Genomic DNA, 25086 nt, shown 5'->3' with positions numbered 1-25086 from the left:
ATTCCATCGAAAAAAGAACTCCGGCTACCGGAGTTCTTTCAACCATGTTCGTTAATGATGTCCCATATGTTCGCCATGCCCGTTGTTTCCCTGCATGGGCATATGCTCCTCATGTCCGGACCCGCCGCTTTTGGGCACAATCTCCAGCAAACGGTCGATTTTCCCTTGAACCGCAAACGGAACCGATTTTTCGGAACCGATCAGATAGGCGTGATTGTAAGGGCCTTCAGTCGGCTCCTTCTCATACCCGGGCTGAAGTGATGTTAAATATTGTTGCAGCGCCGCGGATAAATCGTTCCCCTCCAAAACAAGCATGGGGGCATGTTTTCCAAGATGGGCAAACGAAGCCGAAGCAATGGCGGTGTCCAATGAACCGCTCTTGACAAAGGTCAAGCCATGCCCGGGTTCGGTCACTCCCCAGCCAAATCCGGTTTTTTCATCTTTGAATTTGGCAAAGGCAATCGCATTTTCTTCCGGAACATCTCCTGCAATCCGGACCACTTCCCCATAGGACTGCAATTCTTTTTCCACTTTGGGGGAAATCACTTGTTCCGGCCCCAGCAAATATATTTTTGCTTGCCCCTTCCGTTGTTGAAGTACCTGCCGGGTGGCTTCCGGAACCGCATCTTTGCTGACATAAAGCAACGGCTCGGGCATATGGGCGATCCAGCCGGCTGCCGGCAAAGTGTAGTCAAGCCGGTCGACCGAACCGACAATCACGTTTTTAGGATACTCTCCCCCGTTTACTTTTGCATAGTAAGCGTCCAGCTGCCGGGCCATTTCAGCAGGATCTTCCCCGTGAATGACATCCACTTTGTACCCTGCATCCGTGATTTGTTTTTTGGCCTTGGGAGCAAAAGAACCGATCATGATCACTTGGGTTCCCTGATTCATCGAACTTCCGGCCGGCTGAAGCCGCTTGATTTCATCCAGCGTCTCTTGCGGGATCTGATCTTTTTTGGCATACAACAGCGGCCCGTTATTCGGATGATGCACCAGAGTGACCGACGGCAAATTGAGTTTGGTTTTGCCATCTTCTGCAATCAATACCGTTCCCGGCCGGTTTTGCGCATCCGTGGACGGCCAAATCATCCGGGAAATCAGAACCGCAGCCTTGACCGGATCATCCTCATTCACCCGCGTCACATTCTTGGTTTGCAGCACCCATTGTCCGGCGCCTTCCGGCCGGTCCGGTTCCTGCCCCCGGGAACCGCAACCGGCCATCAGCATCGCCACGGCCAGGATCGCCATCCATACCATCCGTCTTCTCCTCATTTTCTCTCCCCTTTTTACAGTCGAAACATTTTATACTACATCATTGTAGTAGTTTGACGGGGATGATTCAACAAAAAAGACGCCCCCTTCGGGACATCTTCGGTCAGGAACTGGAAAACGAAAAATATTTTTTATATTTGCGATGGCGGTAACGGTCCGATGATGAAAAAAACGGAGACGAATAACGGCGACGGCGCGGATATGAACTTGAATACTTGTGGTGGCGCGGGTAAGAACTCGAATACTTGTAACGGCGCGGGTAAGAGCTGGAATATTTACGCCGGCGGCGGTGCTTGTGCCGGGATGAGGAAAAGAGGCTGCCGAACAATCCGCAGTGATATTGCAAACATTCCAGTTCCTCCCCGATGCGGGACCGGTAAGCCTCTTTGTCCTCTGTAAAAAAGAAACGCCCTGTATCAATCACCCGGATCCGGTTGGTGTCCTTGTCCAACATCAAATTGTTCAGATGGAGATCAGACGGGATGATTCCTTCGTCATAACAATCCTCCACAATTTCCTCGATCTGCGCATAAGTCCGGCTGTCCAGCTTTTCTCCGGACCGGACGGCCTCCGCCAGTGTGAATCCGTCCACTTTCTCGACCACCATCCACCGCTTTCTTTGATCGATGTAATGAAATGCCGGAAATGCGGGATGGCCGTTTAAACCGCTCAATGTTTTGTAATCATCATTCTCGCTGTAATTTTCTTTATACACTTTGACTGCAAATCCGTCATAATCATATACTTTTCCGCTCAACCCTTCCCCAAGCAGGGGATACTCCTCGATTTTCCCGCTTTCAATCAACGCCTCCAAATGGCGGATGGCTCCTTTATCCGTTGCAAAATTCTGTTTTTGGATCACCTACATTTCCTCCTCCATGTTTTCTACCTGAGTATTTCTCGTTTCTCCCACGGAATAAACCTCTTTTGCCCCCGCGAATATGAACAAACGATGAACACAGCGGGTTGCCAAACGAAAGCGTTCACCGGAAAACTTCCCTTTACACAAGGCATCTCCGGTAAACGCTTCCGAATTCTTCAGGAGAATAAATGCCGCTCTTGAAATTCTTTTTCGATCTCCACTGCCAACCGACTCCAATAATGATTCATTTTTTGATCCATTCTTCTTTTGAATAAGGTATAAAGAATGCCGTTCAACCAATTCCATTTCCTGGTTCTTTGTGTAATGACCGTGAGCCGGGTTCCTGCTTCCACCCGTTTGAGCCGGTAAGTATGCGTCAGGTTTTCCTCTTCCGTGGAAACGGTTGTCTTTAATAAGGAAGGAGGAGCATATTCGGCAATTTTCATTTGGATGGTTTCCGTTCCGGCCGGTTTTTCGTACGTGATCCTGAACACTCCCCCCACTTCCGGCTCCATCTCCACCTCTAACACATCCTGATGGGCCCGGCGGCGGATTCTTTCATTCGTTAATTTGGAAAAGCAAAACTCCGGCGGTGCCTGAACATAAAAAACGGACACATGTTCAATGCAGATGGTGTCTTTATTCTTTTGTTTCAGTGGTTTCATGATGTTTCCCCTTATTCCTGATCTAATCTTATTTTACTGGAATTTTTCCACTGTCGATGGAGAAAATATGTTTGATTTCTGCCTGCTTCTCTCTGTTTGTTTTTGTCCACTGTGAGTAAACATTTTTGTGAAAATATGATAAATTAGTATCAGAAACGTTGATATAAAAAGACCGACGCACCTTAATATGTCCTCGTCATGCGGACATATGTGTTTGTGCTCAAGAAAACACGGATGGCGCAAGGAGGAGTTGCCATGGCAAGCAAAACATTAGACCAGTTTTTACATGACAACTTGGAGGATTTAAAAAGCCGGGGCCTTTACAACGTGATTGATCCGCTGGAAAGCCCCAACGGACCCGTGATCGAAATCGACGGCCGGGAATTGATCAATCTTTCTTCCAACAACTATTTGGGTTTGGCAACAGACGAACGCCTGAAAGAAGCGGCATTGGAAGCGGTTCAAAAATACGGCGTCGGTGCCGGTGCCGTTCGCACCATCAACGGAACCCTGAGTCTTCATGTACAGTTGGAAGAAAAACTTGCTGAATTTAAGAATACAGAAGCGGCAATCGCTTATCAATCCGGCTTTAATTGCAATATGGCCGCAATTTCTGCCGTGATGGATAAAAATGATGCCATCTTGTCCGACGAACTGAACCATGCATCCATTATTGACGGTTGCCGCCTTTCCAAAGCAAAAATCATCCGCTTCAATCACTCCGACATGGATGATTTGTATGCCAAGGCAAAAGAAGCCAAAGAATCGGGACAATACAAAAAAATCATGGTCATCACAGACGGCGTTTTCTCCATGGACGGCGATGTCGCCAAGTTGCCGGAGATTGTGGAAATCGCCAACCGTTTTGACCTGATCACTTATGTCGACGATGCACACGGCTCGGGTGTCCTGGGTAAAGGGGCCGGCACGGTGAAACACTTCGGACTGTCCGATCAAGTGGATTTCCAAATCGGAACCTTGTCCAAGGCGATCGGCGTCGTCGGTGGTTATGTCGCGGGCAAAAAGCTGTTGATTGACTGGTTAAAAGTCCGCAGCCGTCCGTTCTTGTTCTCCACCGCCCTGCCACCGGCCGATGTGGCTGCATGCATCAAAGCCATCGAGATTTTGATGAGCAGTACGGAACTGCATGACAAATTGTGGAGCAACGGGCGCTATCTGAAAAATGGCTTGAAGGAACTGGGCTTTGATATCGGTGAAAGTGAAACCCCGATCACCCCTTGCATCATTGGCGATGAAGTGCTCACCCAGAAATTCAGCCGGCGCTTGAATGAAGAAGGCGTTTATGCCAAAGCCATCGTCTTCCCCACTGTTCCAAGAGGAACCGGGCGTGTCCGGAACATGCCGACGGCGGCCCATACCCGGGAGATGCTGGATCGCGTGCTCGCGATTTATGAAAAAGTGGGAAAAGAAATGGGCGTCATTTAATTTGACGAGTTGTGACAGCAGGAGGCGTTTTGCATGAAGAAAATATTGGTTACCGGTGCTTTGGGACAAATCGGTTCGGAACTGGTAATAAAGTTAAGGGAAATTTATGGAGACCACAATGTCATTGCAACGGATATCCGAGAAACCGACAGTACGGTCGTCCATTCCGGACCGTTTGAGATTCTGGATGTGACCGATGGCAAAGCCATGTACGATATTTCCAAAAAATACCAAATTGACACCCTGATCCATTTGGCGGCATTATTGTCTGCCACCGCGGAAAACCGTCCGCTCATGGCCTGGAATCTCAATATGGGTGGACTGATCAACGCACTGGAAGTGGCACGGGAACTTCGTTGCCAATTTTTCACCCCGAGTTCCATCGGTGCTTTCGGCCCGTCTACTCCCAAGAAACATACGCCGCAAGATACGATTCAACGCCCCACCACCATGTACGGGGTAAACAAAGTTTCCGGTGAGTTGCTGTGTGATTATTACTATCACAAGTTTGGCGTGGATACACGGAGTGTGCGTTTTCCGGGGTTGATCTCATATGTGGCTCCCCCCGGAGGCGGAACCACAGATTACGCCGTCGAAATTTACTATGAAGCACTGAAAAAGAAAGCATACACTTCCTATATTGCCCCGGGCACTTACATGGACATGATGTATATGCCGGATGCCTTGAATGCCATCATCACGCTCATGGAAGCGGACGCAGCCAAATTGAAACACCGCAATGCTTTCAATGTGACCGCCATGAGCTTCGAACCGGAAGAAATTGCGGCGGAGATCCGCAAACATATTCCGGAATTTCAACTGGATTATCAGGTGGATCCGGTCCGGCAATCCATCGCCGACAGTTGGCCCGACTCCATTGATGCCACTGCCGCCAAAGAAGAGTGGGGCTTTCATGCCGAATATGACTTGGAAAAGATGACCCAAGACATGCTCACCCGTTTGCAAGAAAAATTTGCGGTGTTGTCGTAAAAAAAGCCGTCTTCCCTCTGATTCCGGGGAAGACGGCTTTTGTCATTCTTTCTCAGATCTCTCTTTTTCTTGCCGGATGATTTGGGTGAACGCTTTGGACTCCGCCACCACGACGCCGGACAAACCGATCAGGCCGATCAAGTTGGGAATGGCCATCAATCCGTTGAAAACATCCGCAATGGACCACACCAACGCCAAATTCAGTCCCGAGCCCAACAACACCGAACAAGTGAAGACCACCCGGTAACCCGTGACCGACCGGGAACCGAACAAATATTCAAAACATTTCTCGCCGTAATAGGACCATCCCAACACGGTGGAATAAGCAAAGAAAATCAAGCCGATCGTAACGATCCATCCGCCCGGGCCCGGCAACAAACGGTTAAAAGTTTCGGTCGTCAATGCCGCTCCCGTCAAATCGCTGCCGACATAGTAGCCGCCCATCACCAGACCGATTCCCGTGATGGAACAAACAACAATGGTGTCCAAAAAGGTTCCCGTCATCGACACCAGCGCCTGCCGTCCCGGATGGTCCGTCTTGGCTGCGGCTGCAGCAATCGGAGCCGATCCCATCCCGGCTTCATTCGAGAATACCCCCCGGGCCACTCCATAGCGGATCACCGTCCCGATCGCTCCGCCGGCAACCGCTTGTCCCGTAAACGCATCCGTAAAAATCAAGGCGAGGGTGGAAGGCAGTTGATCCACATGAAGCACAATGATGAGGAGCCCCCCCAAAACATAGAAGATCGCCATCAACGGAACCAAAAAGCTGGTCACCCGGCCAATCGATTTGATGCCCCCGATAATCACCATCCCGGTGATCACCGTCAATACAACGCCGGTAATCCAGGGATTCACACCAAAACTGGCCTTCATCGACTCCGCCACGGAATTGGATTGCACCATACTGCCAATACCAAACGCGGCAATCGATCCAAACAAGGCAAACAGAACCGCCAGCCATTTCCATCCCAGACCCCGTTCGATGTAATACATCGGTCCGCCGGCCATCTCGTTCCGCTCGCCAACCACCCGGTACTTCACGGCCAAAATCGCCTCTGCATACTTTGTCGCCATGCCAAAAATCGCGGTAATCCACATCCAAAACACCGCTCCCGGCCCCCCGGCAACCACGGCCGTGGCAACCCCCGCAATATTTCCCGTCCCAATCGTCGCAGAAAGGGCGGTCATCAACGATTGAAAATGGGAAATATCCCCTTGCGACTCATGATCCTGCTTCAAGGAAAAGGCGGTTTTCAAAGCGTAAGGAAGTTGGGAAAATTGCAAAAATGACAAACGAATCGATAAATAAATGCCTGTCCCCACCAATAAAACCAGCAAGGGAGGACCCCAAACCATATTCGAAATTTGATCCAACCATTGAGTAAATGATTCCATACCGTTTTCTCCTTTTTGTCTAACACATATCGAATGAATTTTTTTATAATTTTATTTAAAAAGATAATATCACGGCCCCTTCATTTTTTCAACAGATGTTCACAATTTCGCGAAACCGCCAAATAAAAAAGCTGCCCGCCATCGAGCAGCTTTCTTTCAAGAAAATGGATCAAAATACCAAGAAATAAATGATTACCGCCAAGACAATCCGGTATACGGCAAACGGCACCAACTTGACTTTGTTAATCAGTTTCAAAAAGTAGCGAATCGACAACAATGCAAAAAGAAATGCACTGATGAAACCGGCGATAAAGAAAGGAAGAGCATCCGCCGTAAAATACTCCCAGTTTTTAATCAGAGACAGACTGCTCGCCCCGGCCATGATGGGAACGGCCATGATAAAGGTAAAATCGGAAGCAGTCCGGTGGCTCAAACCGATCAAAACCCCGCCGGAGATGGTGGAACCGGAACGGGAAAAACCGGGCCACAAGGCAATACATTGAAACAACCCGACGAGAAATGCGTCTTTGTAACTGATTTGATCCAACGTTTCCACTCTCGGTCTGGTCGGACGGAACCAGTCTGCGACAATCATCAGGATCGCCCCGGCCACCAAACCGACGAGTACCGTGGACATGCCAAAGAGATGTTCATCGATCAAGTCCTCAAATAAAAAGCCCAACACGGCAGCCGGCAGCAACCCGACAAAGATTTGCCCCAAGGTCAGGCGGTCTTTCTTTTCGCCTTCTTCGGATCCTTTTCTTTTCAAGCCCAACAGATCCAGAATCCGGTCTTTAAAGACGATCACCACCGCCAAAATCGAACCCAACTGGATGCACACTTTGAATGTATTGGCAACCGGCTCGGAAAAAATCTCTTTCGTTTTAAAAAGAATGTCATCAACCAAGATCATGTGCCCTGTTGAAGATACAGGAGCAAATTCGGTCAATCCTTCGACCATCCCCAAGATGATCCCAACAAAAATTTCCCACAAGTTCAATGCGCTCACCTTTTCCTTCAGACTTAGTGATGTATTTCCTGTGAAGACTTCGGAAAAAGAAAATCTATCTCCTATAATGGCACAATTCCTTTTTTCTTGACAATGAAAAGTCCAACAGATTTTTTAAATGTTCATAACTATTTTTTATAAAATCGGAGAGAGCAACCGGGAAATCGATTCTTTAAATCGAATCCAGTTGGAACGCCGGTTATACACCTCTTTCGTCAACTCCCGCGAATTTTTGAGATCTTGCTCAAAAATGGTTTGCAGACGTCCGGCCACCTGAACATCAAATAAAAAGGCATTGACCTCAAAGTTTAATTTAAAACTGCGCACATCAAAATTCGCTGTCCCCACCGATGCAATTTTGCCGTCGACCACGATGGTTTTGGCATGGATAAATCCTTTTTCATAGATGAAACACTTCACGCCCACTTTCAACAGTTCCCCGATATAAGAATACGTCGCCCAGTAAACAAACATGTGATCCGGTTGGTTCGGGATCATCAGGCGGATTTCCACTCCGGACAGCGCAGCAATCTTTAAGGCATGCATCAAGCTGTCGTCGGGAACGAAATAAGGTGTTTGAATATCTATGCGTTCCTTGGCGGAATAAATCATTTTTATCATCCCGTTTTTGATTTGTTCCCACTCGGAATCCGGACCGCTGGACACAATCTGAAGTGCCGAAGTCCCTTGGGATGATTTTTCCGGAAAGTAACGTTTTTCATAACGGAGCTCCTTTTCCGAAGCATTGTTCCAATCCAGGAAAAACCGGGATTGCAAAGCATCCACGGAACTTCCCTTGATCCGGAGATGAGTGTCCCGCCAATAACCAAACTTCGGGCTTAATCCCAAATACTCGTCGCCGATGTTGAAACCGCCGACATAGCCGATTTTTCCGTCAATGACAACGACTTTGCGGTGATTCCGGTAATTCACCCGGAAGTTTAAATACGGAATCCATTTGGAAGGAAAAAAGGCAGCTACTTCTCCCCCGGCTTCGATGAGCGGTTTAAAAAAGCGGGGCGGCAGCCAGGCCGATCCCATATCATCATACAGGACGCGCACCTTGACCCCCTCTTTGGCTTTTCGGGTTAAAGCTTGCACAATTTGATTGCCGATCCCGTCGTTTTTAATGATGAAATAAAGCAGATGAATATGATCTTTGGCCTGATCAATATCCTTTAAAAGAGCATGGAATTTTTCCTTCCCGTCTGTGAATATTTTCACTTCGTTGTCCTGGGTGAGCAGCCCGTATCCGCTGACCAGATTCATGTAAATAATGGGCTGGTATTGTTCAATCTCCGGATCCCGGAATTGAAACCGCCGCTCCTCCAACTCCTTGGCTTGTACGGATAATTTACGGACAAACTCTTCGGTGTGCTCGGCATTGAGCTGGAAGATTTTCCGTTTGCTCAGATTTTGTCCAAAAATAATATACAGCATAAAGCCGACAACAGGCAGAAACAGCAGGATCAAAATCCAGGCCCAGGTTGTGGCCACGTTCCGCCTCTCTAAAAATATAATGACGATCGCCAACAGAATATTCACCATGGTTAACAATGAAAGCGAATGTACACCCATGTCCACGAAATTCATCCCACTTCCTCCGCTTTTCCCATATTTTTCATAAACTCTCCAAACAAACCATATAAAACATATGAAAAGGAGAGAAATAGCCATGTCATTCGGTCCCCGTTTTTCCCGACGCATTCGTTTGTTTGCGAGAAGACGCTTTAAAACACACAAAAGAAGACCGAGGTTTGCCCGCTCGTCTTTCAGAACTTCCAATACGTTTTTGAAGCCATCTTCAATGATTTTTCTTGTCTTTCTCGGATTCACTGTATTGACCGGTTACCTTGGTTATACCTTTGTGAACCACCAATTGAAACCCGTATTGGTCGCTCTCGCTGAAGAAGAAGCCAAAAAAACGGCACAAAAAGCATTTTTAAAAGGCATTGAAGAAATGCAGCAAAAGGTGAACCCGGTGGCCACCTTGCAAGTCGACAAACAAAACCGGATCACCGGGGTCCAGTTCAACAGCCAGATGGAAGCCAAAGCCTATCAGGTGGTGACGCAACGGATTCTGAAAGAATTGAGTAAAGAAGAGAACCGGCTGAAACACATTTCTTTTGGGAAAATCTTGCAGAGCAGCATATTTGCCGATATGGGCCCCAATATCCCGGTTCATATCTGGGTCGAAGGAACCCCGCATGTCACCTTTACATCCAGTATCGAAGGAAAAGGAATCAATACCACCTTGATTACCGTAAACCTGCAGGCTGTCATCGAAATGCAGTCGTTATTGCCTTTAACCAATGAACATTATACCCTAAAATTCAACCAGCCCATTGCCCGGCAAGTGATCGTGGGGGAAGTGCCGGATTTTTATCCTTTTGGCCTGAATCCAATCCCCCAAAATGATTAGACTGTTATAATGAAAGAAACGGCTTTTTTCCGCCTGCACCCATCATGACAGGAGGACTGTTTATGCATTCGCATCACCATCATCATACCCCTTCCACCCGTAACCGCCAAAGCCTGACCATGGCACTTGCAATCACTGCAAGTATAATGGTTTTGGAGTTTGCAGGCGGATTATGGACAAAAAGTCTGGCTTTGATATCGGACTCCGGGCACATGCTAAGCGATTGCATCTCACTCGCCCTGAGCCTGGCGGCCTTATGGTTTGCCGCCCGGCCGCCATCAGCCCGCAAAACATACGGCTATTACCGGTTTGAAATCTTGGCGGCGCTTTTTAACGGCGTCACCTTGTTCATCATCGCCGGGTTCATCGTGTGGGAAGCCATCCAACGTTTTTTTTCCCCGCCCGAGATCCAAGGGAACATGATGATGGCCATTGCAACCATCGGACTGATCGCCAATGTGATGAGCGCCTGGATTCTCTTTAAAAAAGGGGATGTGAAAGAAAATCTGAATGTCAAAAGCGCCTACCTGCATGTATTGGGTGACGCCTTGGGTTCACTGGGCGCCATCATGGCCGGCCTCATGATCAGTCTGTTTTCTTTTTACCTGGCCGATCCGCTTCTCAGCATCATCGTTGCCGTCATCATCCTAAAAAATGCATGGGGAGTGATCACCCATTCGGTCCATATCTTGATGGAAGGCACACCTGTCACGGTGGATCGCGAAAAAGTGGAACAAGCATTAAAACAGATTCGCGGTGTCATCAATGTCCATGATCTTCACATCTGGACCATCACGTCGGGCATCGATTCCTTATCTTGCCACTTGCTGGTGGAAAAGGATACAGACCCGCAACAAATCTTAAAAACCGCCATCGAGGTGATCAAACAACAATTTGCCATCCAACACACCACCATTCAAATCGAAACCACTGATTTTCAGCATCAAGCCGGACACCTTCTTCACTGACCAACTTGACAGAAAGGAGCATTCATGATGCAAAACGAAGAACACAAAGAAAACGCAAAACAAGAGAAAAAAATATTATTTACCATCGTTTCCTCCGCCTTTTTGATTGCACTTCTCATCTTGATTTTTGCCATTTCCATCACTTCATAACAAAAGCCCCGGCCGATGTGGCGGGGCTTTTATTCTATCCATTTTCCCGATTGAAAAGCTGTCCCCAAAACCCGGATTGCACCCGGCTTATGGGGTATAAAATTGGAGTTGAGTATTGAGAATTATATCGAGGAAAAAAATATCAAAAGCTGTAGTAGGGATGCAAAACTAAGCCGAAAAATCCAGTCAGTATCAGAGTTTATGAAAAGCAACGAAATATTAGAAAAAGACGATTTAAAGCCTGTACATTTAATAGTTTCCTCTCAAGATTCCTTAGCTTCTACAAATACTCTTAATTCATATGTACACAATCCCAATGTACAGCCTATTCCGAAGGATCTAAAAGTAGCATGGGATAATATTGAAAAGTTTATCAAAGCCCTTTGGGATTAGACAGGTGTGAATGACCTGTCTGTTTTTTTACTCCCCATTCAAGCATGAATCCGCCTTTTTAAGAATAACATTCAGCAAATCCATCCGTTTTGGGGAGCGACGTAAATGAATGAAAAAATCGATATCCGGCAATTCAAGCGTGCCAGTAAAACGGCCGAGTTTGCCGCTTTGTTCCGCACGTTGGAATACTCTTTTCCCAAAGAACGGCGTTTGGTGGAAGATCCGTTTGCATTTCATTTTTTAAGCCGGCCATTGAAATTAATTGCAGCATTGGCCCGCATTCCGGTTGCCGGCTGGTGGATTCCCGGACTGATTGATCGCGTTGAACCCGGAGCCAGGGCTTCCGGCGTGGCCCGAACCCGCCTCATTGACGACCATTTGATCTATGCTTTGTCCCGGGGAATATCACAAGTGGTGATCCTCGGTTCCGGATACGATTCCCGCCCTTACCGCATCCCGGAATGCCGGAAAACCCGGGTGTTTGAAGTGGATCAAGCAGGAATCTTGCGTTTGAAAAGGACAAAACTGGATCGCCTTCTTCACCGGTTCCCCGGGAATGTCTCTTTTGTTAAAACCGATCTGAACATTGAAAAGATCAACGAAACATTGCGGCAACACGGGTTCAACAAAAACAAGCCCGCTTTTTTTATCTGGGAAGGTGTCACCCAATATCTGACCCGCCGCGCAGTGGACCAAACCATGGATTTTATCAGCGGGACGGCCCCCGGCAGCTTTCTGCTTTTCACCTATGTCCATAAAAAAGCGATTGAACAGTGGTTGAACGGGCCAAAAGCTAACTGGATCCGCCGTTGGGTCAAGCAAATGGGGGAACCGTGGATCTTTGGTTTTGATCCCAAAGAGCTCCCGGATTACTTGTACCGTTATGGGCTGGAATTGGTGGAAGATGTGGATTCCAAAACGTTCCGGCAGCGTTATATGAATCCACGAAGTCCCCATATCGAAGAATACCGGTTTTACCGGGCGGCTCTGGCCCGCGTTAAAAGCGAAGAACAACCCCGGATCCGATTCTTTCGATCTTTTTTTCGCCAAATGGAATAAAAAAAGAAACCAATGCCTACAATGAACCTTAAAGAGGCACTGGTTTCCCGTTTAATCCTGATGGTACGCAGGAATATCCAAAAGTTCATTCACGGTGACAAACTGGTAGCCTTCTTGTTTTAACTGTTGAATCAGCCGGGGGAGGGCTTGAACCGTTGCCGAACGATTGCCTCCTCCGCTGTGCTGTAAGACAATGCTGCCGGGTGATGCATGTTGGACCACATTTTGAAAAATCCGGTCCGGTGTCTGTCCCGGTTCCCAGTCCAATGTGTCGATATCCCATTGAATGACGGAAATCCCCATTTGATGGATCAATTTTTCTTTTCCTTTGACAGCCCCGTATGGCGGTCGCAGCATCGCCATTTTTTTGCCTGTCAGTTTTTCCACGATTTGATAGGTTTTGGTGATTTCCTGCCGTACTTTCGCATCATTCTCCTTCACCAAATTCGGATGGCTCCAGGTATGACTGGCAATCACATGTCCTTCATCCACAATCCTTTTGACCACGTCTGGATGGCGCGGCACTTGATTGCCGATCACGAAAAATGTGGCAGGCACCTGCTGTTGCTTTAAAATGTCCAGAACCTGACTGGTATATGTAGCATCCGGTCCGTCATCAAAAGTGAGTGCAATTTTTTTCTCTTTGGTCGCGCTCTGGTAATAAGTTGCAGCTGGTTTCGCGTGATAATAAAAAGAAGGGACAGAAGCCCTCTCCGCAAGTTTATCCGGCATGGCAAGCGTTTTTTCGTTCAATGCATCCGGCTGCTCTTCCGGATTTGCTGCAAACAAAGGCGTGCCTGCACAACCGCTGAGCAAAAAACAACACGACAACAGTAAGATTAACTTTCTCATCGATGAACTTCCTACTCTATTCTTCTATATAGTAAGCGATCCTATATTAAATCTATGCCATCTATGAATCTAAATTCAAGCGATGATCCGTGGAAATTTTTGATGATCATGTGAACCTTTTGCATTACAATGACACCACATCTGCGATCGTTGATCCTTATGTCATTTTAAAGAAAAATATTCTTCCATGACCAGTCCTTTTTCATTCAGCTCTTTGGCCAATTCTTTGCCCACATACCGAATATGCCACGGCTCATAAGCATAACCGGTCACGTCTTCTTTTCCTTTGGGATACCGGATAATAAAGCCATGCTCCGCCGCATGATCGGCAAGCCAACGTCCGGCTTTGGTTTCTCCGAATGATTCAATCAACTGATAATTAACGATGGAACTGGAAACGTCCATCGCCAGTCCGGTCTGATGTTCGCTGTGTCCCGGCCGGGCATTATACTTCGACGTATCGGCCATCCCCTTGCGTTGCAAAGCAGACTGATACGTCGCTTGTTGCCGCTTATATGAACGGTAACCGGATACGGCAACCAGATCAACCCCGTCTTTTTCAGCCGCCTTGAACAATTCCGCCAAGGCTTCTGCCGCTTCCTTTCGCATCAATTTCTTTTCAGCGGTGCCGGCAAAAGAAAAGGTCACATCCGGTTCAACCAAATCCGGGGGAACATAATCCGCCGGAATTTCTCTCTTTTTATTCACCACCACCGTGATCGAATCCGGCGTATCAATATCCCATTTTTCCTGCGGCGGTACCGGTTTGGGTTTCTCCTGTGTCACCTTTTCCTGTTTGGGTTCTATATTTTTGGCATCAGCCGGCACATCCGTCTGAGTACAGCCGGCCAATAGCACTGTGCCTGCAATCAGTGGAATCGAAATGGATTTGAAAAACATTTTTTTCATATCTGTCCTGCCTCCAGTGTGCATATCCGTCCAAGCGAACGTGTCAACGGATAAACCATTGAACTTCCTCATATCATTATATCGCTAATCCAACGGTATGTGCGGGGGAACTCTTCGTTGTTCGAAAAAATATCAGCCTTTTTTGCCGTTTTTAACCATTTTGTAACATGAAAGCAGAAGAAAGAATTACTCTTCCCCCTTCTCCCGGTTCAAGGCGCAATCGGTATCCCGCCTCATTTTTCTATGTATTATGAATGGAAATAACCTTTTGCAAACAACACGATGGTATCCAGGACATTGAGTCCGATCAAGATCCAAGCCCCGGTCTTCTTCTTTCTCAACATCAGCGATACAACGGCCCACAAAAGAGAAGCAATGCCGAAAGGTGACCAAAGAAACACAAAAAGGATAACCACCGTAATCCTCGAACTGAGATCGGGCAGCAAAAGGATTATGTTATATGTCACCACAAATTTGACAAGGAGCGTCACGGCTGCCATCACATTATAACCATTGATTTTTTCAGTACTTTTTTCCAGCCTTCTTCTTCCCCCGGGAGAGTGTCTTCTTCCAGAACTTCATCTCCTGCCTTCTGTTGATTGATCAGATACTGCAGATAGAAAGCCCCCAGAAAAAAGGCCAACAGATAGGTGACGATTTGATTGGCGAGGTCGGTGCCTTTCCCCTCATGCTCCAAAAACATGCCCCGTAAATAAACGGGAATGATCCGGTTTAGAACAAACAAAACCGGGAAAATCACCAAAGCAACAAATTCAAGATAGAAATCTAAAAATTCGTAGGAAAACTCAAGTCCTGCCAATCCCGCAAACAACCATACAAAACTCATGGCAAAATCAAGCAATGCGGCGATCCAGATATACCAAAACGGGAAACGCTTTTGGGTGTTTAATTGCTGAATCGCTTTTTTTTCTGCCCAAATACCAGTAATAACCATAAAACCGCCATGTCACCACTTGCAAAAGAATCATTGCCACTACCGGAATTTTTTTAAATCCGGCTGCCCGGTATGTTTTTTTCAGTCCGGCATGACCAATGGCTTCCAAATTAAAATCTCCTTTTCGGAAATTATAATTCTATTCATTTATCTTATCATAAAACTGTTTCACAAGAATTATCGCAACCCCCGGAATAAAACATTAAAAAAGGCTGTTGACTTTTAATAAGCCAACAGCCTTTCAGTCTGCCTTCATACGGGATTATGATTGAAATTTCCCGAGGACGTCAGCGATATTGACTCCCAAAGCATCCGCCAAACGAGTGCCGTATTCTTCATCCGCACGGTAGAAGTTGTAGATGGCCCGTTGTTTCGTCTCTTCATGCACTTCTTTCAAATCATTTGTCAGGTTTTTGATCAAATTGTCCTGCTCTTCTTTTGTAAACGAACGGTAACGTTCGCCTGCCTGCTTAAAGTCGAGGGTTTTATAGATTTTATTCCGTCCGGCGTTTCCTTCCAGCGGGGTTTCGCTTTCCAAGTATGCCGGATCTTCTTTCGGACGGTCGTCATAGCGGTTGGGTTCATAGTTAACGGTCGGGACATCTTGCTTCATTTGCATGGGTCCGTCCGTTTGATAGTTATTCACCGGAGCAATCGGCCGGTTGATCGGGAGGTGCAGGTAGTTTGCCCCCAAACGGTGACGTTGCGTATCCGGATAAGAAAACAACCGTCCTTGCAACAATTTGTCTTCCGACGGCTCAATTCCCGGAACCAGCGCACTCGGGGAAAATGCCGCTTGCTCGACTTCGGCAAAGAAGTTTTGCGGGTTCCGGTTCAAAGTCATGCGGCCGACCAATTGCCACGGATACTCGTCTTCCGGCCAGATTTTGGTTGCATCCAGCGGATCAAAATCAAATTTATCCATATCTTCCGGCGGCATGATTTGGACGTAAAGATCCCATTCGGGATAATTCCCTTTTGCAATATTTTCAAACAGATCGCGTGTGGCATGGTTTGCGTCTTTTCCTTGGATTTCCATTGCTTCTTCCGCGGTCAAATTTTTGACACCCTGGAGGGGTTTCCAGTAATATTTAACATATACGACTTTACCTTCATGATTTACCCATTTAAACGCATGTACACTAAACCCTTCCATTTGCCGGTAGTTCGCGGGAATGCCGTAATCGGAAAACAGCCATGTCATCATATGTGTGGATTCCGGACTCAGTGTCATGAAATCCCAATACCGGTCCGGCGACTGGATATTGGTATCGGGAGCCGGTTTCAGCGAATGAACCATATCCGGAAATTTGATGGCATCGCGAATAAAGAATACCGGCAAATGGTTCCCCACCAAATCATAGTTTCCTTCCTCAGTATAAAACTTCGTTGCAAAACCGCGCGGATCCCGGGCCGTTTCCGGCGAACCTTTGGAATTGATCACGGTTGAGAAACGGACAAATACCGGTGTCTCTTTCCCCACTTCTTGCAAGAAAGCCGCTTTCGTATATTCTTTCATGCTGTTGATCACACGAAACACACCGTGTGCGCCGGCACCCCTCGGGTGAACCACCCTTTCCGGAATGCGTTCACGGTCAAAGTGCGCCAGTTTTTCGATCAAATGATAATCTTCCAACAGGGTGGGACCACGCCGGCCTGCGGTGCGGGAATTTTGGTTGTCGCCAACAGGAGCCCCCTGGTTCGTGGTTAAACGTTTTTTGGATTGATCCATCTGTCTATCGACCCCTTTTCAAGGTGATTATTATTATCATTCTTTATTAATAATAATTATAATCTAGAAAAAATGCAATGGGTTTTCCGGAAAAAGATTTGACATAAAAAAAAAGCGATCCCGTCCAGGACCGCTTTCATAAATCCGGGGAACATCTCTTCTTTCTCTCTGATAATATTATTCGCAAACGGACCTGCGTTTACGGTCTCCGAAACAAAAAAATCATGAATCTGTTTCATTTCTTTTAATAATCAGCTATAAAAATAGCAATGAACACGCTATACTTATGTGGGAATAATCATGGAAATGGATGAGGAGTTGAAACACGCAAATGGAGAACTGGATTATTGAATTCATGGAAAAATTCGGATATTTTGGCGTCTTTTTAATGATTGCTTTGGAAAACATCTTCCCTCCCATCCCTTCGGAAGTGGTTCTCACCTTTGGCGGATTTATGACCACCAAATCGGAACTATCCGTTTTCGGCGTGGTGGTTGCAGCTACATTAGGAGCCGTTGTCGGAGCCGTCATCCTGTATCTGATCGGGTTTTTGTTGAATGTGAACCAACTGGAAAAGATCATTGACCGTTGGGGACATATCCTGAAAATTAAGAAAGAAGATATCCATAAGGCAGATCGTTGGTTTGAACGTTATGGCGTATGGACTGTTTTCTTTTGCCGCATGGTTCCCATTGTGCGCAGCCTGATTTCTGTTCCGGCCGGCATGGCCCGCATGAACATGGTTATATTTTTGGTTTTCACCACCATCGGAACCCTGATCTGGAACACCATTTTGGTCATGCTGGGAGCTGCTTTCGGTGAAGCTTGGACCACGGTGTTGGATTATATGAGCGTTTACTCCAACGTTTTCTACGTCATTTTTGCCGTTTTGTTCATTTTGGTGATCGCTTGGTATGTCAAAAAACGCAAAGCTTATTAAACAAACAAAAGGTAGGGAAAGGGAACTTCCCTACCTTTTGTTTGTTGCCAAATATCTTTTGGTCGTCTCCATGCTTTGGTGTCCGGCCAAACGGCAAACGGTTTTTAAATCGGCTCCGGCTTCGATTAACCGGCGGCAAAAGGTGTGCCTTAAGGTATGGGGCGAATACTCTTTTAACCCGACCTCCTTCAAATATTTTTTCACCAGGTAATGAACCCCCTGCCTGGACATTTTTTCCCCGTTTTGGGTGCAAACCACCGTCCCTTTGTTTCCCCCTTCTCTCCGCCAGTCATTCAGCGCCCGGTAAAGACGTTGCGTGACCGGAATCCTTCGTTCTCCCTGTTCGTTTTTCACTAAAATTTCGTGATCTTCCCACAATATTTGCTCCCAATCCATCGTAATCAGCTCAGAAACCGTGCAACCTGCGTCCAGCATCAACAACAACAGGCACCGGTTCCTTGATCGTTTCCAATCATTTTTCTCCAGCTCCACCCGGTTCAGCAACCGCTTCTCTTCCTCTTTACTCAACCAGGAGTGGGGAGGCAAAACGGTTGGGGAAGAAGGTGTTTTCCAATCAATCTCCAGCAATGGATTGGTTCCCGCCAGATTTTTTTCGATCAAAAAGTCCCAAAAAGATTTTAATGAAGCCATATATTTATGAACCGTGGCGATCGAAAGCTTTCTCTGCGTTAACAATTCCTGTTGAAAAGCAATGATATGAGAGCTCAACACCTGGGTAGGCAAGGCCAATGAAGGATATTTTTGCTGAAACCATGCCGCGAACATCAACACCGTCATCACATATTCATCAATCGTCCGCTGCCTTCTTCCTGTGTCAACCAACCACTTCACAAACTCATCCACAAAATCCGAAAAACTGCTGAAATCCACAAATCACACCTCCCTTGGTGTCTCCCATTATAACATCCGGATCAGTTGGCAAATTGTTGGAAGTTGAAACATATAAATAATCAAAAACGGACAAGGTTGGTTTCGCTGATGTACAAGCTTATCATGCGCATGCTGTGCTACCCCGCCGGTTTGATCATCAAATCACTGGGAATCACGCTGATGATCGTCTCCCGGGCGGGAACCGATGCCTGGAACGGATTATATGTGGGAATGAGTAATCAGTTTGGATTCACCGTCGGGACATGGGTGATTCTCATCGGAATGCTGATCATTTTGCTCAATGCCGGTTTAAAAAAGAGCAGGCCGGATCTTTTTTCATTGCTGACGGTGCTCATTCTCGGAACCTGCATCGATTTTTGGCTGAACATCCTTTCCTTTTATCCGGTCAATCGCTTGGAGCAAATGCTCACGTTTTGGGCCGGACTGCTTTGCACCTGTTTTGGCATTTCGGTCTATGTACAAGGAAAATTTGCGCTGACACCATGTGATGATCTGATGTATGTCCTGTGCCGGCGGTTCAGGCTGAGCCTGGCTGTATCCAAAACCCTCATGGACGGCTTCGCGCTTGTTTTCGCATTGATGCTTCACGGGCCGATTTCGGTCGGAACTGTCATCTTCACCTTTTTAAGCGGCCCTTTGGTGCAGTTTTTTGCCCCCAAAATCGATGGGTTGTTGGAACGGGTAAAATAATCCATCCTCTTCGGCAAAAAAACGGCCATCCCTACGAAGCCAGGGATGGATCATTGCCCGGAGGCGCCAACGCCTTGATCTCCAGGTTTTTCCCAATTCGGAATATCAGGCGGGTCCCATCCGGATATTGGCTCAATTGTTCTTGGATCCAGTTTTCCACCACCCGGTTGTTGTCACTGGGAACATAATCCACATACGAACCGGCTCCGCCCTCCTTGCAGACATGAAGCGGCCACTCCACCCGGTCATAACCATCTTTTACGGGATGGTTTTTAAAAGCGGCTTCCCTCCGTGCTTCGGCATTGGCCCGGTCGAGGGTGCAAACATGGATCTTGGTAGTCCGGAAAGCATTCCGGAAAAACCTGGCCCTTTCGGCAAACGTCTTGTCCAAATAAAAAACGGCCCCTTTGCTGAAATCAGCACTCTGGTTTTCCCCGCTTGCCGAACATCCCGTAACCAGCCAAATCAAACTGAACATCACACTCCAAAAGCGCATCGGTTTCCTCCTTTATGGCAAAACAATTTCCGGAATCAACACATGTTTTCCATTTTTAATATGGACGGATCCATCCCTTTTTATAAGCGCCATTTGCCAAGCGAAAGTTGGTATGCCCGCCATCAAAGCCTGACCAATATCTTTGCCATCCGGATCACTCTTTTGGTTCCCGACCTTCAGATCCTATATAATGAATAATAGGAATGTTTTTATAAATATCCAACCGAATTCATCCGGAGGTGTCGTTTCCATGCCCCAAAAACAAAGACTAAAAATTGTCGCCATCGGCGGCGGGTCCAGCTATACGCCGGAACTGGTCGAAGGATTCATCAAAAGATACGACCATCTGCCTGTCCGGGAATTGTGGCTGGTCGATATTCCCGAGGGAGAAGAGAAATTAAACATTGTCGGGAATCTGGCCAAACGCATGGTGAACAAAGCCGGACTGCCCATCCGCATTCATCTCACGTTAGACCGGCAGCAAGCGCTTCAAGGTGCGGATTTCGTCATCACCCAGTTCCGGGTCGGAGGCCTTCGCGCCCGGGCATTGGATGAAAAGATCCCTCTCCGATACGGTGTGATCGGACAGGAAACCAACGGGCCGGGCGGCCTTTTCAAAGGACTTCGCACCATCCCCGTCATCCTGGACATCTGCAAAGAGATGGAAACCCTTTGTCCCGATGCCTGGCTGATCAATTTCACCAATCCGGCCGGCATGGTCACGGAAGCCATCCTCCGATACAGCCCGCTTACCAAAGTGGCCGGCCTTTGCAACATTCCCGTCGGAATGAAAATGAGCGTGGCCCAAATGCTTCAGGTCGAGCCGGAGCGGATTCATATCGACTTTGCCGGATTAAACCACATGGTCTTCGGGCTCAACGTTTATCTCGACGGGCAAAACATCACCGGACAAATCATTGACCGGATCGCCCAAGGAGACACCTCCGGCATCCGTGCCAAAAACATTATTGACTTGGGCTGGGAAAAAGAGTTTATCAAAGCGTTGGGCATCCTTCCTTGTCCGTATCACCGGTACTACTTCCAAACGGAAAAAATGCTGGCCGAAGAACAAGAGCAAGCGCGAAAAACCGGAACCCGCGCCGAAGTGGTGCAAAAAGTGGAAGCTGAACTGTTTGAAAAATACAAAGACCCAAAGCTCGCCGCCAAACCGCCCGAACTGGAACAACGCGGCGGCGCTTACTACAGTGATGCCGCCTGCAACCTGATCGACTCCATTTATCATGACCGCAAAGACATCCAAACCGTCAATGTAAAAAATCAAGGCGCCATCGCCAGCATCCCCCACGATTCCGCCGTCGAAATCAACTGCGTCATCACCGCAAGCGGCCCCAAACCCATCGCCATCGGAGACCTGCCCATCCCCGTCAGAGGCCTCGTCCAACAGATTAAATCCTTCGAACGGGTTGCCGCCGAAGCCGCCGTAACCGGCAACTACCATACCGCCCTGCTTGCCATGACCATCAATCCGCTCGTCCCTTCCGACTCCGCCGCCAAAAAAATCCTGGATGAAATGCTGAAAGCCCACCAAAAATATCTGCCGCAATTTCAACAATAAAAAAGGCGGGGATTCATTCCCCGTCCCAACCATAAAATTAGAGAACCGGATTAAACACAACGCACCGAAATCAGCGTATTTCGGCGAACTCTCCGGACAATCGTTCTCCGGATGCGCCGCCCTCTGCAGACAAAAATAAAGGTTTGTCTGTGCCGGCCCCGGCCGCAGATGACCACCAAAACTTCACCGGGGCGCAAAAAAAAGCGGCGAATGCGCACCACTCTTCTTCCGCAGCGCACAATTCTTCTCTCTCCCCGGCGGAGAACGAAAATTCTCCTTGCCTGTGCCGCAGTGACCCCATGATCTTGGCCAAGGTGGATTCCAAACTCTGTCATCCTATCCCTCCTTTTTACAAAGCTAAATTATTCTATGAATTTCCCTGCAATTGGTCTAAACCAAGAACCAAATTTCATGAAATTAAACTTCTTCTTGATTCCCCCTGTCATTTGCTTTGCATGCAGATGCAAAATTGCTCTTGACACTCTGAAACAAAAGGATCATCATGACCGTGCGAAGAAAAAACAGGGAGAGGAGACAAAACATGGAGAATGTACCTGCCAGCGTGATAACCGAATCCATCCAATCCTTTCAATCCACCATCCGCAAATCGGAGAATGCCTTGGATCAGATGACGCAAAAAGGCGCAAACACCTCCCTCATCCGGAAAAGGCTCAAAGCCTTTCACATCGGCTTGGCCATGCTGGAATACGCCTGGTATCAAAGGCCTCATCCTTTCACATCTGAAGAGCTGACCGAAGCCCGCCAAATTCTCACCGGTTTGCTCCCTTCCATTGAAAAGATTTACGCAAAGTCAAAAGAAGGAAGTCCGCAAAAAACGCTTTTGGAAAGAAGAATCCAAGCGTTCAACCTGGCCGTTCAAGCAATTGACGATTCAGCGAAAAAGTAAAGGACAGGCCGGCCGCCGTGCGGTCTTCCTGCCCTTTCGTATTTAATGTTGCAATTGTTAAGATCATTATATATATACTGTCTAAGTGGCTCAGCCATAAATTTAGGGATGGGCCGATTTCTTTCTGCCCCTCCCCGTTTCTCTATTCTTTAATGACTGTCTTATATTGATTCAGATCATGATGATCAATGTCTATGTTTTGGATATCTTCAAAATGAATATTATAGCGGTATAAGGTATATTGACTTTCTTCAGCTTCCTTTGGTGCTGATTTTAATTCATCATCTGCAACAAAAATTGTTACTCCAACTTGGTTAAAGTTTAACCTTTTTAATTCTTTTAGAAAGTTTTTGATTCCTTGTTCATATTGACCATTTTGCTCATAAACCCTTAAGGTCACATTTAGCTTATATTCTGGATCCCCTCCATTTTTCAAGACTTCAAACACAGATGGAATCTCTCCGGTATACTTATCTTTTTTGGTTCCGTTTGAAAAACCAATATTTTCGATTTCTCTTACATCAAAATTTTTTTCAACTAAAGACGTGATTTTGGGTTTTAATTCTTCCGTCCATAATGTTGCCACATAGGTATCCCTGATTTCATTCGGTTCCATAATGATTGCCACATAAGTGTTTTGACCATCTTTTATATTCCCTTCAACGGTATAAGTCTTGCCAGTAAAAAGATCTTTCCTGACCTCGGATACTTCATAATCTTTATTATATGTATCTTTGATATACTGGATCGCTTTTTCTTTGATCTCTTTCTCTTCTGCTCGATTCATATCTCCCATGCCTCCCGTTCCTGTGCATCCAGCCACAAGGAATACAAACAACAGAATGAAAACCATCCAGCTTCTTTGGATATTCACCTTTTCCACTTCCTTCCTATCATCAATCAATTCCTAAGGTCATTATATAAATTTCTCTGTCCCATTAACTTAGCCATAAATTTAGGGATGGGCAAATTTCTTTCTGCCCGTCCCTATTTGATCAATCTTTAAGTACTGTTTTGTATTGATCCAAATTGTGATGATCGATATCGATTTTTTGGATATCGTCAATAGAAATGTTATAGCGATATAAGATGTAATCCCTATCATTGGTACCCTCTGGAGCTGTTTTTAGCTTGTCTTCAAAAACAAAAACTGCAACTCCAATTTCGTTAAAATTCAATTCTTTTAGCTCTTTTAAAAAGTTTTTGATTCCTTGTTCATATTGGCCATTTTGTTCATAAACATCCAATGTTACAGATAAATCATATTCGGGATCTCCTCCATTTTTCAATATTTCAAAGATAGAAGGAATCTCTCCTGTATACTTATCTTTTTCAGTTCCATTTGCATAAGTTATATCTTCAATTTCTCTTACGTCAAAATCTTTTTCAACCAAAGATGTAATTTTTGGCTTTAATTCCTCCGTCCATAATGCAGCCACGTATGTATCCCTGATTTCATTCGGTTCCATAATAATGGATACTTGAGTGTTCTTTTGATCTTTGACATTTCCTCTAACTGTATAAGTCTGTCCTATGAAACGGTCCTTACTTACCTCGGATACTTCAAAATCTTTATTATATGTATCCTTGATATATTGGATCGCTTTTGCTTTGATCTCTTTTTCTTCAGCTTTATCCATATCTTCCATGTTTCCTGTGCATCCGGCCAACAGGAATACTAATAACATGATGAAAACAATCCAGCTTCTTTGGATATTCACCTTTTTCTACTCCCTTCCTATCATCAAACAATTGTTAAGATCATTATATAAATTCCGCTGTCCCATTGACTTAGCCATAAATTTAGGGATGAACCGATTTCTTTCTGCCCCTGTTTCTCTATTCTTTGATTACCGTTTTATATTGATCCAGATCAAGATTATCAATATCTAATTTTTGAATGTCATCAATAGATATATTATATCGATATAAAATATAATCATTTTCTTTTTCGTTATCTGTCGCTGTTTTTAGTTTGTCGTTTGCTACAAAAATCTCCATTCCAATATGGTTAAAATTTAACTCTTTCATCTCCTTTAAAAAGCTTCTGATCCCTTGTTCATATTGACCATTTTGTTCATACACCCAAAATGTGGTGTTTAATGCAAAACCAGGATCTCCTCCATTTTCCAGCACTTTAAAAACAGAAGGAATGTCCCCTTTATATTTATCTTTTTCCGTTCCATTTGAATAAACAAAATGCTCAATCTTTCTCACATCAAAATACTTTTTAACTAATGTTGTTATCGTTGGTTTTAATTCTTCGGTCCATAATTCATCCACATACGAATCTCTGATTCCATCGGGTTCGATAATAATTAACACAGAGGTGTTTTGATCATCTTTTATATTCCCTTTAACGGAATATGTCTGTCCTGTAAACAAATCTTTACTTACCTCAGATACTTCGAAATCTTTTTTATATGTATCCTTGATATACTGAATGGCTTTTTCTTTGATTTTTTTCTCTTCTGCCTGAT

At 46.1% G+C, this 25086-nt stretch carries 29 protein-coding genes; 11 read left to right on the top strand and 18 right to left on the bottom strand.

Annotated elements, in window-relative coordinates; translation table 11 throughout:
• Positions 1-51: 51 nt before the first annotated feature.
• From ATH33_RS00475 to ATH33_RS00465, 3 genes are all read right to left on the bottom strand, one after another.
• Positions 52-1260, bottom strand: coding sequence for a cell wall-binding repeat-containing protein (locus ATH33_RS00475; protein WP_121873930.1), 1209 nt, complete (start codon positions 1258-1260; stop codon positions 52-54).
• A 118-nt stretch (positions 1261-1378) separates the two neighbouring features.
• Positions 1379-2137 carry a BUD32 family EKC/KEOPS complex subunit gene (locus ATH33_RS00470; protein WP_062842851.1) on the bottom strand — a complete coding sequence of 253 codons (759 nt, stop codon included), beginning with the start codon at positions 2135-2137 and terminating at the stop codon, positions 1379-1381.
• Between the two features lie 176 nt (positions 2138-2313).
• Positions 2314-2802: an SRPBCC family protein gene (locus tag ATH33_RS00465; protein ID WP_037994334.1), complete on the bottom strand. Its 489-nt coding sequence runs from the start codon at positions 2800-2802 to the stop codon at positions 2314-2316.
• A gap of 255 nt (positions 2803-3057) precedes the next feature.
• On the opposite strand from ATH33_RS00465, the gene ATH33_RS00460 reads away from it, so the two are divergent.
• Together ATH33_RS00460 and ATH33_RS00455 are read left to right on the top strand one after the other, a co-directional pair.
• Positions 3058-4248, top strand: a complete 1191-nt coding sequence (locus ATH33_RS00460) for a glycine C-acetyltransferase (protein ID WP_037994332.1) — start codon at positions 3058-3060, stop codon at positions 4246-4248.
• A gap of 33 nt (positions 4249-4281) precedes the next feature.
• Positions 4282-5238: an L-threonine 3-dehydrogenase gene (locus ATH33_RS00455; protein WP_062842850.1), complete on the top strand. Its 957-nt coding sequence runs from the start codon at positions 4282-4284 to the stop codon at positions 5236-5238.
• A gap of 42 nt (positions 5239-5280) precedes the next feature.
• Here the strand turns inward: ATH33_RS00455 and ATH33_RS00450 are convergent, their stop codons facing one another.
• The 3 genes from ATH33_RS00450 to cls form a co-directional block, all read right to left on the bottom strand.
• A complete protein-coding gene (locus tag ATH33_RS00450) occupies positions 5281-6636 on the bottom strand; it encodes an alanine/glycine:cation symporter family protein (protein ID WP_062842849.1) in 1356 nt (451 codons plus the stop codon).
• 169 nt (positions 6637-6805) lie between these two features.
• Positions 6806-7636, bottom strand: coding sequence for an undecaprenyl-diphosphate phosphatase (locus tag ATH33_RS00445; RefSeq protein ID WP_269747553.1), 831 nt, complete (start codon positions 7634-7636; stop codon positions 6806-6808).
• A gap of 144 nt (positions 7637-7780) precedes the next feature.
• The gene (gene cls, locus ATH33_RS00440) at positions 7781-9238 is read right to left on the bottom strand and encodes a cardiolipin synthase (RefSeq protein WP_052186660.1); all 1458 of its coding nucleotides are present in this window, start codon (positions 9236-9238) and stop codon (positions 7781-7783) included.
• A 214-nt stretch (positions 9239-9452) separates the two neighbouring features.
• Between cls and yunB the strand changes: the two genes are divergently transcribed.
• The 5 genes from yunB (at position 9453) to ATH33_RS00420 (ending at position 12637) form a co-directional block, all read left to right on the top strand.
• Positions 9453-10067, top strand: a complete 615-nt coding sequence (gene yunB / locus ATH33_RS00435; RefSeq protein WP_170151196.1) for a sporulation protein YunB — start codon at positions 9453-9455, stop codon at positions 10065-10067.
• A gap of 62 nt (positions 10068-10129) precedes the next feature.
• Positions 10130-11035 (top strand): cation diffusion facilitator family transporter, encoded by a 906-nt coding sequence (locus tag ATH33_RS00430; protein ID WP_082813460.1) that lies wholly within the window; start codon positions 10130-10132, stop codon positions 11033-11035.
• A gap of 27 nt (positions 11036-11062) precedes the next feature.
• Entirely contained in the window at positions 11063-11185 is a 123-nt protein-coding gene (locus ATH33_RS13785; protein ID WP_255347158.1) for a hypothetical protein, read from the top strand.
• A gap of 102 nt (positions 11186-11287) precedes the next feature.
• Positions 11288-11578, top strand: coding sequence for a hypothetical protein (locus ATH33_RS00425; RefSeq protein WP_049719736.1), 291 nt, complete (start codon positions 11288-11290; stop codon positions 11576-11578).
• 105 nt (positions 11579-11683) lie between these two features.
• Positions 11684-12637 (top strand): class I SAM-dependent methyltransferase, encoded by a 954-nt coding sequence (locus ATH33_RS00420; RefSeq protein ID WP_121873929.1) that lies wholly within the window; start codon positions 11684-11686, stop codon positions 12635-12637.
• A 51-nt stretch (positions 12638-12688) separates the two neighbouring features.
• Here the strand turns inward: ATH33_RS00420 and ATH33_RS00415 are convergent, their stop codons facing one another.
• The 6 genes from ATH33_RS00415 to ATH33_RS00390 form a co-directional block, all read right to left on the bottom strand.
• The gene (locus ATH33_RS00415) at positions 12689-13489 is read right to left on the bottom strand and encodes a polysaccharide deacetylase family protein (RefSeq protein ID WP_049719734.1); all 801 of its coding nucleotides are present in this window, start codon (positions 13487-13489) and stop codon (positions 12689-12691) included.
• 162 nt (positions 13490-13651) lie between these two features.
• Positions 13652-14398: a M15 family metallopeptidase gene (locus ATH33_RS00410; RefSeq protein WP_049719733.1), complete on the bottom strand. Its 747-nt coding sequence runs from the start codon at positions 14396-14398 to the stop codon at positions 13652-13654.
• 248 nt (positions 14399-14646) lie between these two features.
• Positions 14647-14799 (bottom strand): hypothetical protein, encoded by a 153-nt coding sequence (locus tag ATH33_RS13460; protein WP_170151195.1) that lies wholly within the window; start codon positions 14797-14799, stop codon positions 14647-14649.
• Positions 14800-14897: 98 nt separating this feature from the next.
• Positions 14898-15245: a hypothetical protein gene (locus ATH33_RS00400; RefSeq protein ID WP_147437055.1), complete on the bottom strand. Its 348-nt coding sequence runs from the start codon at positions 15243-15245 to the stop codon at positions 14898-14900.
• Positions 15246-15252: 7 nt separating this feature from the next.
• Positions 15253-15462 (bottom strand): hypothetical protein, encoded by a 210-nt coding sequence (locus ATH33_RS00395; RefSeq protein ID WP_049719731.1) that lies wholly within the window; start codon positions 15460-15462, stop codon positions 15253-15255.
• A gap of 153 nt (positions 15463-15615) precedes the next feature.
• A complete protein-coding gene (locus ATH33_RS00390) occupies positions 15616-17085 on the bottom strand; it encodes a catalase (RefSeq protein ID WP_049719730.1) in 1470 nt (489 codons plus the stop codon).
• Positions 17086-17416: 331 nt separating this feature from the next.
• Here ATH33_RS00390 and ATH33_RS00380 point away from each other — a divergent pair, with 331 nt between their 5' ends.
• Entirely contained in the window at positions 17417-18025 is a 609-nt protein-coding gene (locus tag ATH33_RS00380; RefSeq protein WP_037994282.1) for a DedA family protein, read from the top strand.
• 30 nt (positions 18026-18055) lie between these two features.
• Here ATH33_RS00380 and ATH33_RS00375 read toward each other — a convergent pair whose 3' ends face one another.
• A complete protein-coding gene (locus ATH33_RS00375) occupies positions 18056-18916 on the bottom strand; it encodes a tyrosine-type recombinase/integrase (protein WP_049719728.1) in 861 nt (286 codons plus the stop codon).
• 108 nt (positions 18917-19024) lie between these two features.
• On the opposite strand from ATH33_RS00375, the gene ATH33_RS00370 reads away from it, so the two are divergent.
• Positions 19025-19627, top strand: a complete 603-nt coding sequence (locus ATH33_RS00370; RefSeq protein ID WP_037994277.1) for a YczE/YyaS/YitT family protein — start codon at positions 19025-19027, stop codon at positions 19625-19627.
• Positions 19628-19658: 31 nt separating this feature from the next.
• Here the strand turns inward: ATH33_RS00370 and ATH33_RS00365 are convergent, their stop codons facing one another.
• Positions 19659-20123, bottom strand: coding sequence for a sporulation protein (locus tag ATH33_RS00365; protein ID WP_121873925.1), 465 nt, complete (start codon positions 20121-20123; stop codon positions 19659-19661).
• Positions 20124-20373: 250 nt separating this feature from the next.
• Here ATH33_RS00365 and ATH33_RS00360 point away from each other — a divergent pair, with 250 nt between their 5' ends.
• Positions 20374-21699 carry a 6-phospho-beta-glucosidase gene (locus ATH33_RS00360; RefSeq protein WP_121873924.1) on the top strand — a complete coding sequence of 442 codons (1326 nt, stop codon included), beginning with the start codon at positions 20374-20376 and terminating at the stop codon, positions 21697-21699.
• A gap of 50 nt (positions 21700-21749) precedes the next feature.
• Here ATH33_RS00360 and ATH33_RS00355 read toward each other — a convergent pair whose 3' ends face one another.
• A complete protein-coding gene (locus tag ATH33_RS00355) occupies positions 21750-22034 on the bottom strand; it encodes a hypothetical protein (RefSeq protein WP_131470847.1) in 285 nt (94 codons plus the stop codon).
• Between the two features lie 206 nt (positions 22035-22240).
• Here ATH33_RS00355 and ATH33_RS00350 point away from each other — a divergent pair, with 206 nt between their 5' ends.
• On the top strand, positions 22241-22606 hold the full coding sequence (locus ATH33_RS00350) for a hypothetical protein (protein ID WP_037994271.1): 366 nt from the start codon (positions 22241-22243) through the stop codon (positions 22604-22606).
• Positions 22607-22748: 142 nt separating this feature from the next.
• Here ATH33_RS00350 and ATH33_RS00345 read toward each other — a convergent pair whose 3' ends face one another.
• The 3 genes from ATH33_RS00345 to ATH33_RS13455 all read right to left on the bottom strand — a co-directional run.
• The gene (locus ATH33_RS00345; RefSeq protein WP_062842843.1) at positions 22749-23480 is read right to left on the bottom strand and encodes a hypothetical protein; all 732 of its coding nucleotides are present in this window, start codon (positions 23478-23480) and stop codon (positions 22749-22751) included.
• Between the two features lie 121 nt (positions 23481-23601).
• Positions 23602-24327, bottom strand: coding sequence for a hypothetical protein (locus ATH33_RS00340; protein WP_121873923.1), 726 nt, complete (start codon positions 24325-24327; stop codon positions 23602-23604).
• 118 nt (positions 24328-24445) lie between these two features.
• Positions 24446-25086, bottom strand: a 641-nt coding sequence (locus ATH33_RS13455) for a hypothetical protein (protein WP_170151193.1), incomplete at its 5' end; no start/stop codon positions are given.

The organism is Thermoactinomyces vulgaris (assembly GCF_003688725.1).
GTDB lineage: Bacteria > Bacillota > Bacilli > Thermoactinomycetales > Thermoactinomycetaceae > Thermoactinomyces > Thermoactinomyces vulgaris.
This window is presented reverse-complemented; position numbering and strand designations above follow the sequence as displayed.